Consider the following 15818-nt stretch of genomic DNA (forward strand, 5'->3'; position numbering starts at 1 on the left):
GTGAGTCCTTGCTGCTTGCCTTGCTGGTGGTCAGTGAACGTTACTGCCCGGGGGTCTTCTGTGCTGGGGCGGGAACCGATCCGCCGTGGAGCTCGACGGCGGGGGCTGCGGGCGGCGCGGGGGCGGCAGGCGCCGGCGCCGGCTTGGCATCAGCCGGTTTGGTGTCGGACGGCTTGGCGTCTGTTTGTGTCGTTTTGCGCTGGGCGAGCGGTTCATTCTCCGTGGCCGGCGGGACGACATTGAGCGCTCCGGCGAGGGCCGGCGCGGCGATGACGGCGCCCGGGGCGTCGCCCTTGACGGCCGGCTTCGCCTTGCCGGTGACTTTGAGGGTAGACAGATCGATCTGGCCCTTGGCAAGGGAAGCCACCATGCCCAGTTCCGTGGCCTTGGCCGCGAGGTTCTGGGGGGCGTCGAAGTTCTGGACCTGCTGAGTGAGGTCCTGGTTCTGCTTAGTCAGGGTGGTCTGCTCACTGCGGAGTTCGACCAGTTGGTACTGGGCCGAGGAGACGGAGATGTTCAGGACCAGCACGGCCATGAGGGCAATCGCCAGGAGGCCGAAGCAGAGGACCACGAATGGTGCGCGGCGTTTGCGGGGCACCGAGCGGACCACGGAAAGCGGAGTGCGCGCCTTCCGGGGCTGATCTACGCCGGGGCGGCCTGGCAGGGCACGGGCGGTAGCGCCCTGGGCAACGGGGTAGCTGTTGACGGCGGCGTTGCTCATGCTGCTCTCCTGGCTTTGATGCGTTCGACGGCGCGCAGCCGGGCGGAAGCTGCGCGGGGGTTTTCGGCGATTTCAGCGGCGGTAGGTACCTCAGTGCCCTTCGTCAGGGTCTTGAGTTGGGCTTTGTGCTCTTCGAGCTCTACCGGGAAGCCGAGCGGGGCCGAGGACTTCGACCCGGCCTGGAAGAAGCCCTTGACGATCTTGTCTTCCAACGAGTGGTAGGACATGACCACCACGCGGCCACCGACGGCGATGGCCGCGATGGCTGCCGGGATGGCGCGTTCCAGGACGTCCAGTTCCTCGTTGACCTCGATCCGGAGTGCCTGGAAAGTGCGTTTCGCGGGGTGGCCGCCGGACTTGGCGGCGCCGGCGGGCACCACGGACCGGATCTGTTCGACGAGTTCTCCGGTGGTGGTGAAGGGCTTTTCGGCGCGCGCGGCCACGATCCTGTTCGCGATGCGGCCGGCGAACTTCTCTTCGCCCCATTTCCGGATGATCCGGACGAGTTCTTCTTCGCTGTAGTTGTTGACGACGTCGGCGGCAGTCTGGCCGCGGCTGGTGTCCATCCGCATGTCCAGGGGCGCGTCGAAGGAGTAGGCGAAGCCGCGCTCCCGCTCGTCCAGCTGGAGGGACGAGACGCCGAGGTCCATCAGCACACCGTGGACCTCGGTGAAGCCCAGGTCCGCGAGGACGTCCGGGATTTCGTCGTAGACGGCGTGAACGAGGTCGGTCCGGTTCGCGAAGCGGGCCAGCCGCGCCCCCGCCAGCGCCAGGGCTTCCTCGTCCCGGTCGATGCCGATCAGGTGGAGGTCGGGAAAGCGCTGGAGAAGGGCCTCGGAGTGTCCGCCCATGCCGAGCGTCGCGTCGATCACCACGGGGGTCTCGCCGCGGCTCCGCGCCGCCTCGAAGCCAGGGGCCAACAAATTGATGCACCGGTCCTTGAGGACCGGTACATGGCGTTCGGACGTAGGCTTCGCCTGGTCGGGATCAGTCATGCCGTCGTCCTTTCGTTGCGGGGGTTTGTCGGCTGCGGGTGGTTGGGGCTCTTACGCAACGTTCCTTGGTCCAGATCCCCATCCGCGCCTACCCTGCGCCGGCCTGGCTCCGGGGAAGTGAGCCAGGACAACAACCGGATGGGCGGCTGGAGATCTCGATCAAGGAACGTTGTTTGCTTGTGGATCAGTGGGGTTCAGAGAATCCCCGGAATAGCGTCGTCAGTCTCCGAGAAGGCGGTTTCCTTTTCGGCCAGGTACTCGTTCCAAGCCTGGGCGTCCCAGATCTCCGCGCGGGATCCTGCGCCAATGACGGCGAGTTCCCGGCCTAGACCTGCGTACTCCCGGAGCGCCGACGGAATGGTCACGCGCCCCTGCTTGTCAGGTACCTCGTCCGAGGCTCCAGAGAGGAAAACACGGATGTAGTCACGTGCCTGCTTGGAGGAAATTGGAGCCTCCCGCATCTGCTCGTGAACCCGACCGAATTCAGCCTCACTAAAGACGTAGATGCAACGCTCCTGGCCCCTTGTGAGAACCAGCCCGCTGGCAAGTTCCTCGCGGAACTTCGCGGGGAGGATAATTCGACCTTTTTCGTCCAGACGCGGCGAATGTGTGCCGAGAAACACGGCCCACCGCCCGTCTGTTCTAGAAAGTCCAACGTCCCCTGTGTTGCCACTACCCTCTTACGCCCTCCACATTACTCCACATCGCTCCACAGTCAACGACACGCCCGGGATGTTTAGACAAATTTGCGGATGTTTATCCCCTTTCTTCCCAGCATTTGCAGGGAAACAGGATTGGTGGGGGAAAGTGGAGCGATTTTGCCTGCATGCCTCATCCGCCGTCGCGATTCGGGGCGCGGACCGGCCCCAGCGTGGAAACAATTCGACGGTGACACCCTTTTGTGTCCCGATCGCAGCAACATTTCTGCTTTAAATGGCGAAAGACCCGCCGAAGCGGGTCTCGCGCCGTCCCCGGTGTACCGGTGGCGGGAAGTGGAGGGCCCAAGGGGCCGTCACGGATTGGCTCAGGATTCGCCCCCGTGGCGTTCGTCCCAGCGCTGCTCAAGATTGCTCATGAACGAACTCCTGGGTTTGCCTTTGCGGCCGGCTGCCCGGGCCTTGCCGACGGCCGAACTGCGCATGGTTGCGAAATAGACGCCGGCGCCCATGACTACAAAGCCCACGACTCCGACGATGATGATTTGCGTCGACACTCCAACCAATAACAGCAGCACGCCCGCGAGAGTCGCGAGCACGCCCATCACCAGATGGCGCGTGGACCAGGATCGTCCGGGGACCGAACCCATCTGGCTTGCAAACTTTGGGTCGTCCTCATGCAGCTGCTTCTCAAGTTGCTCCAGCAACTTCTGTTCGTGCTCCGAGAGCGGCATCACGACCTCCTCATGTCTGCCAACGTCCGGGCGTGACGTGGCCATTGCCCTTATCCCCTAACGCCCGGGATTGCGAAGTGGTTCCCGTTCACCGCCTTTGGTGAACGGGGCCATTCAAAGTCCCGCGCCGGTCTGAGCTGCCCAGGTCGCCCGAACGGTCGATCCAGTAGTCCTAAACCTAGGTACTAATAAGGATAGATTGTTGCGGCCTGTTCTGAAAGACAGTCTTAAGGCCCTGTCACGTGCCCGGAACCGCTTGTCCGAAACCCCTGCTGTGACGACACCGCAAATCCCTGGGCCAGCCTCATTCGAGGGGACCCCCGGGATCCAAGAGCCGCGCCGGTAGAACCGACTTATTGCCGAATTTCCGGGTGACAGCATCGAGGGCTTGTTCGGCAGCCCGCCAGTTGTCGTCCCGGCGATCCAGGCTGAGCTGCAGCGGGGCGTGGGCTGCCTCTTCCAACTGTTCGGCCCGGATGCCAACCAACCGGACTGTCATGGGCCTCTCGCCCACGGATTCCAGGAGTTGCACGGCCACGGCGTAAAGGAGTTGGGCGCTGTCGATCGGTGTGCTGACGGTGCGGCTGCGGGTAATGGTCGAAAAGTCCGCGTAGCGCAGCTTGAGCGCCACGGTGCGTGCGTGCATGCCGGCGCCGCGGAGGCGCTCCGCCGTCCTATGCGAAAGCCGCAGCAACTCCCGGTGCAACAGGGCCTCATCTGCGGTGTCAGTAGCAAACGTCTCTTCGGCTCCAATGCTCTTTTCCAGCCGGACCGGCGTCACGGGCCGGGGATCGATGCCCCAGGAGAGCCGGTAGACGTGTTCCCCCGAGGCGCCCAGCAGCTTCCGCAGCGAGGGCAGCGGCGACGCAGCGACGTCCGCTACCGTCCGGATGCCCCTGCGGGCCAGCACTTCGACGGTCTTGCCGCCGACGCCCCAGAGCGCGCTGACAGGAAGGCTGTGCAGGTACGTGAGCGTTTCCTCAGGCTTGATCAGCAGCAGCCCGTCTGGCTTGCACCGGGTGGATGCGATCTTGGCCACAAACTTGCTCGCGGCAATGCCCACCGACGCCGTGATGCCCAATTCCCGGAAGACGCGGGCCCGGATCAGTTCCCCAATCTCACGGGGCGGACCAAGCCTGCGGATGGCTCCTCCGACGTCCAGGAAGGCCTCGTCCACGCTGAGCGGCTCGACGAGGTCCGTGATCGAACCAAAGATCTCCATGATCTGGCCGGAGACTTCGTAGTAGAGCTTGTGGCGAGGTTCGATGATGGCAGCCGAAGGGCACATTCGTGCCGCCACCACCATGGGCATCGCTGACCTGACGCCAAATGCCCGGGCCTCGTAGGACGCCGAGAGCACCACGGACCGGTCGGCCGGGTAGCCCACAATCACAGGCTTTCCCTTCAGCTCGGGACGGCTGCGCAGCTCCACCGAGACAAAGAACGCGTCCATGTCCACGTGCATGATGCTGCTGCGCCGAAGGTCCAGCAGGGATTCCCCGCTCAGGCGGCCGGAAGGCTGGATGTGGGGCTGCGCATTCGACGGCCCCGGAGGGTGCATATTCCTCTGCACTCGCTGCTGATTGTCTGCGTCCGGCCCCACGTCTTCAATCCTATGCCCGGGGACTGACTAAACTGGAGGCTGATTCCGCTTCAACACCAGGAGGAAAGTCTCTGTGAAGGTATTTGGACAGCGCAAACGTGCCACAGTGGCCATCGCGGCGGCGGGCACGCTCTTGGCCTTGGCCGCATGCACGCCTGCCAGCTCCGAGAGCCTGGCGACGTCGTCGGCGGCAAACCCGGCCGCATCTGCGCAGTCCTCCACTACGGCTCCCCCCAGTCCGTCCGCGGAGCCCGGCACATCGGCGACGGTCGGCGCCCTGGTTCCCGGCTTCCCGCAGAAGCTCCTGCCGCTCATGCCCGGAGCCAAAGTGGTGTCCAGCAGCTTGGATAAGACCACCGTGCCGGCAACCGTGGCACTGGTCGGCAGTATCACTGCCCCCGCTGCCGATGCCCTGGCCTATTACACCAAGGCCCTGCAGGCACAGGGCTTCAAGCCCGTACCCGGTGAAACCGTGGGCGCCCTGCCCTCCAAGGACTTCCTGCGCGGGGACAACGAAACCGTGAACATCTCCGTCATGCAGACAACTGGTGTGTCCACGTTCACGATCGGTGCGAACGTCGCTGCCGAGTCCGTCAAGTGAGTCTCGCGGAACAGCTGAGGCTCGAGCAGACGGACTACGTGGCCGCCGTCGCCGGCAAGCTTACGGAGTTCCTGACCAGCCGCCAGGCCGTCATGTCCTCGATCTCCCAGGACATCGATCCGCTCATGGGCTCGATCTCAAATCTGGTCACGGGCGGAAAGCGCCTGCGGGCGCTCATGTGCTACTGGGGCTGGCGTGGCGCGGGCGGGGAGGCCGGCGCGGCCGAGGTGGTCACGGCCGGCTCGGCCCTGGAGCTGTTCCAGGCTGCGGCCCTGATTCACGATGACATTATTGACCGCTCGGATACCCGCCGTGGCGGCCCGAGCGTTCACCGCCGGTTCATCGAACTGCACGAGGCCCAGGGCTGGGCGCTGGACAGCGAGCGGTTCGGCCACGCGGCAGCAATCCTGACCGGGGATCTCTGCCTGTCCTTCAGTGAGGAATCGTTCACGGAAATCGGGCACCGCGCCGCCTCCGGCAGCCCGGCACGGCTGATCTTCAACCTTATGCGGGCCGAAGTGATGGCCGGGCAGTACCTGGACATCCTGGAAGAGGTCGCCGGGCCCAGGCGGGACCGCGCCGGAGCAGTCAGCCGGGCCCAGTCCATCATCCGGTTCAAGTCGGCCAAGTACTCCACCGAACACCCGCTCGCTCTGGGCGGTGCCCTGGCCGGCGCCGGTGATGAGCTGCTGCGCGGCTATTCCGCCTTCGCCCTGCCGCTCGGTGAGGCATTCCAGCTGCGGGACGATGTCCTTGGCGTTTTCGGCGACCCCGTCACCACGGGCAAACCTGCCGGGGACGATCTCCGTGAGGGCAAGCGCACGGTCTTGGTGGCTTTCGCCCTGGACCAGGCCTCGGCGCCCGAATCAGAGTTTATCGACGCCAAACTGGGCAGTCCCGATCTCAGCGACGCGGACATCGAGGAGATCCGGCGGATCATCGTGGACTGCGGTGCGCTCCAGGCTACCGAAGTACTCATCGAGGAGTTCGGCAAGGCGGCCTTCGCTGCCCTGGACCTCCTGCCGCTTCAGGAGCTGCCCAAGACCGCGCTCCGCAGGCTGGCAGAGGCCACGGTCTCCCGAGCCGCCTAGCCCGGCCCTGCCAGGCCAAGGTGCCTGGAAAGCGGTGGGGCCGTGCACAGCGGCTTGCGCTGTACACGGCCCGTCATGGCACGTTGTTAATGCTGTTGCCGGCTCACTAGGCTGCCGGCGTGCTCCTACCAGGCCAGTGACTGCGCCCGGCGGCGGATTTCGGTCTTGCGCCCTTCCCGAAGGGCGTCGATCGGCCGGCCGCGGAGGGACTCGTCCGGGGTGAAGAGCCAGTTGATCAGTTCCTCATCGGAGTATCCGGCGTCCGAGAGGACAACAATGGTGCCCTTCAGGCTCTCCACTGCGTGCCCGTCCTGGATGAAAGCTGCAGGCACGGAGCGGATACGCCGGTCGCCGATTCTCACGGCCGCCAGCGCACGTTCGTCCAGGAGTGCATGGACCTTGGTAATAGGTACGTTCAGAAGCTGTGCGACATCGGGCAGGGGCAGCCATTCGCCCACGAGGCTTTCTACATTACTCACGGATAAAGATTGCCACGGCGGGTGCCCCCCCGCCTAGTCGGCAGCCGCAGAAATGACGGCCGCGGCCATGGCCGGTCCCGTGCGCCCGGATGCCGCCCGGGTCCGCGCAAGGACGCCATTTGGCCGACACTCCGTCGGAGACTGGTTTGCAGAATGTCAAACAGTTCTTGTGCTAATTGCCAATTCATGAGAGATTCACATAGATCACATTTGTAACAGAAATAACTTTTGTCACACTGGTAACACCAGTTCTACAGGCCTGACCGCAGCGTTGCCGCTGAGAAGAGGATCTTTCCAATGACAACCTCACGTTCGCCACAGCTCCGTCCGGGGCGCAGCCTGCCGCTTATAGCGGCTTCAACGGCGGCGCTACCCGCCGTCATGCTTTCCTCCTTGGCGATTGCCCAGGCTGCCGCTGCCGAACCGCGTGTGCGTTCGGTCCCGGCAACCCTCGCGGCCGCCATGCGGGCCCAGGCAAAGACGGACGCGGCGATTTCCCTCAAGGCGGCACTGATCCCCTCCGCCTCCGTCCCGGCATCGCTGCCAAGCGCCATGCGGCCCGCGAAGTCTGCGGTTCCCGCTGTCTACACGATCGCCCGCGGCGACACCATCAGCGCCGTTGCTGGCCGCTATGGCCTGGATACTTTCGCCGTGTTGAAGTTGAACAATCTGCAGGCGAACACCATCATCTACCCGGGGCAGAAGATCAAGCTCACGGGATCGACGCCGGCCCCGGCAGCCAAGCCGGCCACCCCGGCCAAGTCAACGTCAGCCACTGTTGCGTCTGCCTCTGTTACTTCCGCCTCAGGCGCCGGCCGCGTCTACGTTGTGAAAGCAGGCGACACGCTGGGCGGAATCGCCGCGCGCCACGGCGTCGGGCTTTCCGAGGTCTTCAAGTGGAACGGGCTCGGCATGAGCTCCGTGATCTATCCCGGCCAGAAGGTGAAGGTCGGCGGCGGTTCCAGCACCCCGGCTACCACCGCGACAAAGCCGGCGACAAAGCCCGCGTCGTCGGCGCCCGCGCCGGCCAGCTCGGGCTCGTACACCATCAAGGCGGGCGACACCCTTTCCGGCATCGCGGCCCGCAACGGCGTCAGGCTCTCGGACGTCCTGTCGGCCAACCGGCTGACGATGTCGAGCATCATCTACCCGGGCCAGAAGCTCGTCATCCCCGGCGCGTCGACGATCGCACCGGCCTCGAGCAAGCCTGCTGCCACCACGCCTCTCGTGCCCAGCACGTTCCTCGGCTTCAGCTACCCGGCCGCCGTGGTCAGCTCGGCCAACCAGAACAAGGCGCTGCTCAACGCCTCGCCGGTGCCCAGCCGTACGCAGATGAAGTCCATCGTGGCGGACACGGCACGGCGCATGGGCGTGGACGCCAGCCTCGCCCTGGCCTTTGCCTACCAGGAGTCGGGCTTCGACCAGCGTGCGGTGTCACCGGCCAATGCGATCGGCACCATGCAGGTCATCCCGTCTTCGGGCCAGTGGGCCTCCGATCTCGTGGGCCGCAAGCTGAACCTCCTGGATCCGTACGACAACGCCACGGCAGGCGTCGCGATCATCCGCCAACTGGTCCGCACGAGCCCTGATCTGGAGAATGCGATCGCCGGCTACTACCAGGGTCAGTACTCGGTGAGCCAGAATGGCATGTTCGAGGACACCAAGGGGTACGTCGCCGCCATCAAGGCCAACCAGCGCCTGTTCGGCTAAATACAGACTCCAGCACAAGCTCTTTTACAACGGAGCTTGACGCTACGGGCCCGGATCGCATGTTGATTCGGGCCCGTTTCTGTCCAGCGACTACGATTGTAAGGTGCAAGATTACGTGCAGGACGCTCTCGTAGGGAACCTGGTGGACAACCGCTACCAGGTTCAATCCAGGCTTGCCCGCGGCGGGATGTCCACCGTGTACCTCGCCACTGACCAGCGCCTTGAGCGCGATGTCGCGCTGAAAGTGCTGCATCCCCATCTGGCCGATGACCCGCAGTTCCTCGACCGGCTGGGGCGCGAGGCCAAGGCCGCCGCGCGCCTTTCCCATCCCCATGTGGTGGGCGTCCTGGACCAGGGCGAAGACGGCCGGATCGCCTATCTGGTCATGGAATTCATCAAGGGCCACACGCTCCGGGACGTCCTCAATGACAAGGGCGCCCTGTCGCCGCGGCTGGCCCTGGCGCTGATCGACCCTGTGGTCGAAGGACTCGGCGCCGCGCACGCCGCCGGGATGATCCACCGGGACATCAAGCCGGAAAACGTCCTGATCGCCGACGACGGGCGGATCAAGCTCGGCGACTTCGGCTTGGCCCGCGCTATCTCCTCGTCCACGAGCACCGGCGCCCTGATCGGGACTGTCGCCTACATCTCCCCCGAACTTGTCCTGGGCAAACAGGCAGACGCCCGCAGCGACATTTATTCGGTCGGGATCATGCTGTACGAAATGATCACTGGCCGGCAGCCGTTCGACGGCGACGTTCCCATCCAGGTGGCCTACCAGCACGTCAATTCCACCGTGGAGGCTCCCTCCTTGGAGGTGCCCGGGCTGGCCACGGAGATCGACGAACTCGTCCAGTGGTGCACTGACCGGGACCCGGACAAACGCCCCGTCGACGGGAGCGCACTGTTGTCCGAACTCCGGCACATCAGGACCAACCTCAGCGACGCCGAACTCGACCTCCAGCCGCCGGCGGCCGTTCGCAGCCCGCTGCCGGCCGTGGCCGCCCCGCCAAGCCGGCCGCCCGGCGGTACCGGCCCGCCGTCGGACGAGCAAACCGTGCGGGACGCACAGAATACAGCCTACGTGCCGGCGCCCACCGAAATGCCCACGGAGATGTACGGCAGCCTCGCCGGGCCCACCGAGACGATCTCCCGCGCCAGCGGCAACCCGACCACCGTGATGTCCGGCGCCCCGCGGCGTCCGGCCTACGGACCGTTGTCCACTCCGGACGAGGCGGCTTACGGCGCCGCCGGGTACGACGGCGATCCGGCGCAAGTCGCGGCCGCCCCCAGCAAACGGGCCCAGCGCAGGCTGGACAAGGACGAGGAGAAGGCGCGCCAGCGCGCCGCGGCCACGCCCACCAAGACCCTGCACGAGGGGAACCCGCGACGCCGCGGGCTGCTATGGATTGTCCTCCTCGTGGTCGCGGCGCTGCTCGCCGCCGTCGCCGGCTGGTTCTTCGGCATGGGTCCGGGCTCGCCAGGAACCATCCCCCCGGTGGCGAACAAGACCGTTGCCCAGGCCCAGGACCTGCTCCGCACCGCCGGGTTCCAGTCGATCGTCAAGGACGTCTTCGACGACAACGTCTCCCCGGGCCTGGTGGTCGGTTCGGAGCCGAAAGCCGGCGAGGTCATCCGAAAGTTCCAACCCGTGTCCCTGGCCGTTTCCAAGGGCCCGCAGCTGTACCCATTGCCGGATCTGACCGGCAAGACCCTGGACGAGGCCAAGGCAGCCCTCAACGGCGCCCAGATGGCACTGGGACCAATTACTGAGACGTTCGATGAGAAGGCGCCTGCCGGGACTGTCCTTGCCATGGCGCCGCGCAGCGGCAACCCGGTGCGGCACGGGACGCCCGTGGGCCTCACTGTCTCGAAGGGCCCGCAGCCCATCCCGGTCCCGGATGTCCGGGGCCAGGAGCAGCGTGCCGCCGTGGACGCGCTCCAAGGCGCCGGGCTGAAGGCCGTAGTCGCCCCGGAACAGGTCAACGACAAGACTGTACCCAAGGGCGCCGTGGTGGCGCAGGACCCCGCCTCCGGCAACCTGACCAAGGGCGGTACCGTCACCCTGACCATCTCGAAGGGCCCGAAGCTCGTCGAAGTACCCAATTTCATCGGTAAACAGGCCACGGACGCCCAGGACGCCCTCGAACAGCTCGGCTTCAAGGTCCAGGTCGATGAGATCCTGGGAGGATTCTTCGGAACAGTCCGTGACCAGTTCCCCGTGGACACGAGCGTCCCCGAAGGCTCGCTTATCACCCTGAAGGTGGTCTGACAGTACCCTCTGACCGGACGCTGCCCGCGGCCGACCCACTCCAAAGAAAAGCTCCGCCCGGCTGCATCAGCCGGGCGGAGCTTTTCTGTCAGAGCTACTCTATTTGTGAGCTTTGTTGCGGGTCACCGCTTGGCGAGGGCACCGGCCACCAGGAACGCCATTTCGAGCGACTGCATGTGGTTCAGGCGCGGATCGCAGACCGATTCGTAGCGGTCGAGGAACGCTTCCTGGTCGATCGGGTCGGCTCCGCCGAGGCACTCGGCCACGTCGTCGCCCGTCATTTCCACGTGCAGTCCGCCGGGAACGGTGCCCAGCGCGTGGTGGACTTCGAAGAATCCGCGCACTTCGTCGATGACGTCGTCGAAATTGCGGGTCTTGTAGCCGTTGGGCGAGGTGACCGTGTTCCCGTGCATGGGGTCGGTCACCCACAGGACCTGGGCCCCGGAGGCGGTGACGCGCTCGACGATCGCCGGCAGCTTCTCGCGGATATTGCTCGCGCCCATCCGGGTGATGAAGGTGAGCCGGCCGGGCTCCCGGTCCGGATCCAGCTTGTCGATCAGGCGCAGGGCGTCGTCGCCGCTCGTCGACGGGCCGAGCTTCACGCCGATCGGGTTGCGGACGCGGGAGAGGAAATCCACGTGGGCGTGGTCCAGCTCGCGGGTGCGCTCCCCGATCCACAGGAAGTGCGCCGAGGTGTCGTAGGGCAGCCCGGTGCGCGAGTCGATGCGGGTCAGGGCGCGCTCGTAGTCCAGCAGCAGGGCCTCGTGGCTGGCGTAGAACTCCACGCGCTTGAGCGCCTCGAAGTCGGCGCCGCAGGAGGACATGAACTTGATGGCGCGGTCGATGTCCCGTGCCAGGGACTCGTAGCGGGCGTGGGCCGGGTTTTCGGTGAACCCCTTGTTCCACTGGTGCACCAGGCGCAGGTCCGCGAAGCCGCCTTGGGTGAAGGCACGGATCAGGTTCAGGGTCGAGGCGGAGGTGTGGTAGGCCTTCAACATCCGGCCGGCGTCATGGGCGCGGGAAACAGGCGTGAAGTCGTAGCCGTTGACGATGTCGCCGCGGTAGGCCGGCAAGGTGACGCCATCGCGCGTTTCATCGTTGGAGGAGCGGGGCTTGGCGAACTGGCCAGCCATGCGGCCCATCTTGATCACGGGCATGGCCGCACCGTAGGTCAGGACGACGGCCATCTGCAGGATGGTCCGGACGCGGGCGCTGATCTTGTCCGCCGTCGCCGCTTCGAAGGTCTCGGCGCAGTCGCCGCCCTGGAGCAGGAACGCTTTGCCCTGTGCGGCGGCGGCGAGCCGTTCGCGAAGGATGTCCACTTCGCCGGCGAACACGAGGGGCGGGAGGACGGAAAGTTCCTTGACGGACGCCTCGAACACAGCCGGGTCCGACCATGTGGGCTGCTGCGAGGCCGGGATCTCCCGCCAGTTGTCCAGTCCGGGATAGTTGGCGGCTCCGCTCTGGGCGGTGCTGGTCAGCGGGGAAACTGGTTTCTCAGATAGCTCGGTCACTCTCTAAGGATAGTTGCCCCATCGACGTTCGGCGGCCCGGCCTGTCATTGACAGCTCCGTTGCCGTCACATGGCACCCGTGGCGCCGGTCAGGCGGTCCCGGGAAGCTCGGGGCCGTCATCCGCGGGCGCCGCCGGCGCGCCGGGATTGCGAGGGTTTTCGTCGGTTGTGTGGGGTGTTTTGTCCGGCGTTGTGCCGGGGGTCCGGTCGGGAGTTGTGCCGCGTGTCTTGTCGGCGGCCGGTTCCTGACGCGCGTCCGGATTCGCGGATGCTGTTACCGGTGATGCTTCCTGCGCTTTGCCTGCCAGTCGGAGCTTCACGACGGCGGCGTACTCGTCCACGTATTCCTGACCGGACAGCCGCATGAGTTCATACATGATCTCGTCGGTCACGGAACGCTGGACCATTCGGTCATCCTCCATCCCGTAGTAGCGGCTGAAGTCGAGCGGTTCGCCAAAGATCATGCCGATGCGACGGATGTTGGGAACGCGCTTGCCGATCGGCTGGACTTTGTCCGTTCCGATCATCGCCACCGGAATGACAGGGACGCGGGCCTGCAGCGCCAAGCGGGCGACGCCCACCTTGCCGCGGTACAGGCGTGTGTCGGGGCTGCGAGTCCCCTCGGGATAGATGCCCATGAGCGAGCCGTTCCTGAGCACCTCCATGCCAGCGTTCAGGGACTGGGCGGACGCGGCTCCCCCGGACCTGTCCATGGGGAGCTGGTTGGTGAGCCGGAAGAAGGCCGCGGTCAGCCTGCCTTTGATTCCGGTCCCGGTGAAGTATTCGGATTTCGCCAGGAAGACGACCGGCCGCGGCACCATGAGCGGCATAAAGATCGAATCCGAGAAGGAGAGGTGGTTCGAGGCCAGGATCGCGGCGCCCTCGGCCGGGACGTTGTCGAGGCCCTTGACCCAGGGCCGGAACAACAGCTTCACCACCGGTCCCAGGACAAACGTCTTCATGAACCAATAAAACACTCGGCGACCTCTCCGGAAGGCGTCTGGCCGGCCGTCCAAATCGGGTCCGGCCAGGACTTCAATGGACACCTTACTCTAGTGAGTTTTGCCGCCAAGGGTGACACGATGGGCTCATGACTGAAAGCAGCAATCTCCCGACGCCCGCCGCTTTCAGCTACCCCGGCCACGGCCCCAATGCCCGGACCGGCGTGGCCATCTGCCACGGCTTCACGGGCAGCCCGCACAGCGTCATGCCGTGGGCACGCCACCTCGCCGACCAGGGCTTCGCGGTATCGGTGCCGCTCCTGCCCGGGCACGGCACCCACTGGCGCGACCTCGCCCGGCAGCGCTGGCAGGACTGGTACGCGAGCTTTGAAACCGCATACCTGGAACTGGCCGCCCGGACCAATGACTGCTACGTCGCGGGGCTGTCCATGGGCGGCACCATTGCATTGCGCACCGCGGCCCGCCACAGCGTGGCCGGTGTGGCCGCAGTCAACCCCGGCCTGAGCTTCTATGACCGCAGGGTCAGGATCGTGGGACTGCTCAAATACTTCCAACGCACCACCACGCCGATTCAGGAGGAGAATTCCACGGCAGTCACCACGGACGACGGCGACTACTCCATGACGCCGCTGGCCGCCGTCCACCAGCTGCGCCGGCTGTTCTCCGCGACCCTGCGGGAGCTGCCGTCAGTCCAGGCTCCGGCCCTGGTTTTCAAGTCCGGCACCGACGCCGTGGTTCCGCCGTCGTCCCTGGCGCTGTTGCGCAGGCGGCTCGGATCCCGGGACCTAACGGTGATCCCGCTGCCGCGCAGCGGGCACGTTGCCACTATGGACGCCGATGCGCCGCTACTCTTTGAAGAATCAGTCCGTTTCTTCCTTCAGCACGCCCACGCCACCCATACAGGGTCCACCATGCCGCCCGCCGCCCCCTCGGAGACCCCATGAGCATCCTCCCGGACCACTCGCCGTTCAGTAGCCCGTTCTCGGGTACCGGTCCCCGGACCGGTGTGGTGGTGTCCCACGGCTTCACGGGCAGCCCGCACGGTGTCCGGGACTGGGCGTCGTCCCTGGCTGGTGCCGGGTTCGCCGTCCGGCTGCCCCTGCTGCCGGGCCACGGAACAAGCTGGCAGGAGCTGGCCAAAACCCGCTGGCAGGACTGGCATGCGGCCCTGGATGCTGCCTACCTGGAGCTTGCGGAAGAATGCGACGTCGTGGTGATGGCCGGGTTGTCCATGGGCGGTGCCTTGGCCTTGCGGATTGCGGCCACCCGTCCCGTGGCGGGGGTTGTGGTGGTCAACCCGGGCCTGGTCATCGACGATCCCCGCGCCCCGCTGGCCGGCATCCTGAGGTTTGTCCTCAAGAGCACCCCCGCGATCGCCAATGACATCCTCAAACCGGGCATGGATGAGGGCGCCTACCCGCGCACGCCGGTGGCCGCCGCGCACGAACTCAACAAGATGTTCAAGGACACCGTGCGGCTGCTGCCCCGCGTAACCGCACCCGTCCGGGTATACCGTTCCGCAGTGGACCATGTGGTGTCCGAATCCAGCATGGTGGCCCTGCGCCGCGGGCTGACCAACGCCCCGCTGGAGGTGATCCGGCTGGAAAACAGCTACCACGTGGCTACCATGGACAACGACGCGCCCGAGATCTTCCGTGGCACGGCAGAATTTGTCCGGTCCGTTGCATCCGCAGCCGGTCCGGGCGCCGCCCGCGCCAGCCGGAAGGACACGGCCAATGACTAAACCAGACCCTAACCTCCCGGACCCCGAGACCCCGGACCAGGACCCCGCCGTCGCCGGGCCCCCCGCCTCTGATGCTGCTGCCGAGCACTCGGGCACCACAACGCCCCAAGAATCCCAGCCCCAAGAGCCCCAGGGCTCTCCCGCTGCGGACGTGCCGTCCGACGACGACGCCGTCTGGCTCGATCTTGTCGCCAGGCTTGAAGGGGTCGGGGCTGCCGGGGACGAGGAAACTGGCGGCCCCGCCGGCAGCACCGGCGCCGGCGCCGGCTTTGGTGCCAACTCCCCAACAGCAAAGACGTTCCGCGATTTTGACCCGCTGGGCCTCTCCGGCGCGGCGCCGATCGAGCTCTCCGCCAAGGAGCGGCTCGCCCCCGCCCCGGGGCAGCCGGCTGCGGGCAGCAACGAGATCCCCGACACAGCAACCGGGCCCCGCGACTACGAGACCGACGACGACGACGGCGCGTTCGTCCCGGAGGAGCCGCCGAGTCTGGCAGGGGCAGATCCGATGACCGTCCTTGCCTGGATTGGCGCGGTGGGCGGCCCGATTGCCCTGGTGCTCTCGACAATGTTCTGGCGGTCGGCCCCGCTGGTGGCGATCCTCGGCATGGTGGGCGCGTTCGCGGCCGCGGTGGTCTTCCTGATCATGAAGCTGCCGGGCGAGAAGGACGAGCACGACGACGGGGCCCGCATCTAGTCCGCCCGACCATCCACTCCACGGGCTACTCCGCTGGGTATTT

General features: G+C 66.1%; 15 protein-coding genes. 7 read left to right on the forward strand and 8 right to left on the reverse strand.

Translation table 11 applies throughout. The features are described from left to right. Positions 1-40: 40 nt before the first annotated feature. The 5 genes from ftsL to dinB all read right to left on the reverse strand — a co-directional run bounded on the left by ftsL (position 41) and on the right by dinB (position 4667). The gene (gene ftsL / locus AC1DEM_RS13745; RefSeq protein WP_476884884.1) at positions 41-721 is read right to left on the reverse strand and encodes a cell division protein FtsL; all 681 of its coding nucleotides are present in this window, start codon (positions 719-721) and stop codon (positions 41-43) included. Beyond that, on the reverse strand, positions 718-1716 hold the full coding sequence (gene rsmH, locus AC1DEM_RS13750) for a 16S rRNA (cytosine(1402)-N(4))-methyltransferase RsmH (RefSeq protein WP_476884885.1): 999 nt from the start codon (positions 1714-1716) through the stop codon (positions 718-720). The genes ftsL and rsmH overlap by 4 nt, the downstream gene beginning before the upstream one ends. Positions 1717-1910: 194 nt before the next feature. Further along, positions 1911-2339: a division/cell wall cluster transcriptional repressor MraZ gene (gene mraZ / locus AC1DEM_RS13755; protein ID WP_476884886.1), complete on the reverse strand. Its 429-nt coding sequence runs from the start codon at positions 2337-2339 to the stop codon at positions 1911-1913. Between the two features lie 401 nt (positions 2340-2740). Continuing rightward, a complete protein-coding gene (locus AC1DEM_RS13760; RefSeq protein WP_476884887.1) occupies positions 2741-3106 on the reverse strand; it encodes a DUF3040 domain-containing protein in 366 nt (121 codons plus the stop codon). A gap of 304 nt (positions 3107-3410) precedes the next feature. After that, a complete protein-coding gene (gene dinB, locus AC1DEM_RS13765) occupies positions 3411-4667 on the reverse strand; it encodes a DNA polymerase IV (protein ID WP_476884888.1) in 1257 nt (418 codons plus the stop codon). 115 nt (positions 4668-4782) lie between these two features. On the opposite strand from dinB, the gene AC1DEM_RS13770 reads away from it, so the two are divergent. Next, positions 4783-5310, forward strand: coding sequence for a hypothetical protein (locus tag AC1DEM_RS13770; protein ID WP_476884889.1), 528 nt, complete (start codon positions 4783-4785; stop codon positions 5308-5310). After that, positions 5307-6401 (forward strand): polyprenyl synthetase family protein, encoded by a 1095-nt coding sequence (locus AC1DEM_RS13775; RefSeq protein ID WP_476884890.1) that lies wholly within the window; start codon positions 5307-5309, stop codon positions 6399-6401. Before AC1DEM_RS13770 ends, AC1DEM_RS13775 begins: the two co-directional genes overlap by 4 nt. A gap of 125 nt (positions 6402-6526) precedes the next feature. Here the strand turns inward: AC1DEM_RS13775 and AC1DEM_RS13780 are convergent, their stop codons facing one another. Further along, entirely contained in the window at positions 6527-6880 is a 354-nt protein-coding gene (locus tag AC1DEM_RS13780) for an Rv2175c family DNA-binding protein (RefSeq protein WP_377988181.1), read from the reverse strand. 297 nt (positions 6881-7177) lie between these two features. Here AC1DEM_RS13780 and AC1DEM_RS13785 point away from each other — a divergent pair, with 297 nt between their 5' ends. Together AC1DEM_RS13785 and AC1DEM_RS13790 are read left to right on the forward strand one after the other, a co-directional pair. After that, complete coding sequence (locus tag AC1DEM_RS13785) at positions 7178-8590, forward strand: LysM peptidoglycan-binding domain-containing protein (RefSeq protein ID WP_476884891.1); 1413 nt, start codon at positions 7178-7180, stop codon at positions 8588-8590. 103 nt (positions 8591-8693) lie between these two features. Next, on the forward strand, positions 8694-10862 hold the full coding sequence (locus tag AC1DEM_RS13790) for a Stk1 family PASTA domain-containing Ser/Thr kinase (protein ID WP_476884892.1): 2169 nt from the start codon (positions 8694-8696) through the stop codon (positions 10860-10862). Between the two features lie 122 nt (positions 10863-10984). On the opposite strand, the gene AC1DEM_RS13795 is transcribed toward AC1DEM_RS13790, so the two are convergent. Together AC1DEM_RS13795 and AC1DEM_RS13800 are read right to left on the reverse strand one after the other, a co-directional pair. After that, positions 10985-12376, reverse strand: a complete 1392-nt coding sequence (locus AC1DEM_RS13795) for a class II 3-deoxy-7-phosphoheptulonate synthase (RefSeq protein ID WP_277526877.1) — start codon at positions 12374-12376, stop codon at positions 10985-10987. A gap of 88 nt (positions 12377-12464) precedes the next feature. Continuing rightward, on the reverse strand, positions 12465-13352 hold the full coding sequence (locus AC1DEM_RS13800) for a lysophospholipid acyltransferase family protein (RefSeq protein ID WP_476884893.1): 888 nt from the start codon (positions 13350-13352) through the stop codon (positions 12465-12467). A gap of 113 nt (positions 13353-13465) precedes the next feature. Here AC1DEM_RS13800 and AC1DEM_RS13805 point away from each other — a divergent pair, with 113 nt between their 5' ends. Genes AC1DEM_RS13805 through AC1DEM_RS13815 form a run of 3 tightly spaced genes read left to right on the forward strand, consistent with a single transcriptional unit; the run spans position 13466 to position 15775 of the window. Continuing rightward, entirely contained in the window at positions 13466-14281 is an 816-nt protein-coding gene (locus tag AC1DEM_RS13805) for an alpha/beta hydrolase (protein ID WP_476884894.1), read from the forward strand. Then, positions 14278-15081 carry an alpha/beta hydrolase gene (locus tag AC1DEM_RS13810; protein WP_476884895.1) on the forward strand — a complete coding sequence of 268 codons (804 nt, stop codon included), beginning with the start codon at positions 14278-14280 and terminating at the stop codon, positions 15079-15081. The genes AC1DEM_RS13805 and AC1DEM_RS13810 overlap by 4 nt, the downstream gene beginning before the upstream one ends. After that, positions 15074-15775: a hypothetical protein gene (locus AC1DEM_RS13815; protein ID WP_476884896.1), complete on the forward strand. Its 702-nt coding sequence runs from the start codon at positions 15074-15076 to the stop codon at positions 15773-15775. Before AC1DEM_RS13810 ends, AC1DEM_RS13815 begins: the two co-directional genes overlap by 8 nt. Positions 15776-15818 lie beyond the last annotated feature (43 nt).

This window comes from Arthrobacter sp. 05T420 (assembly GCF_056396305.1).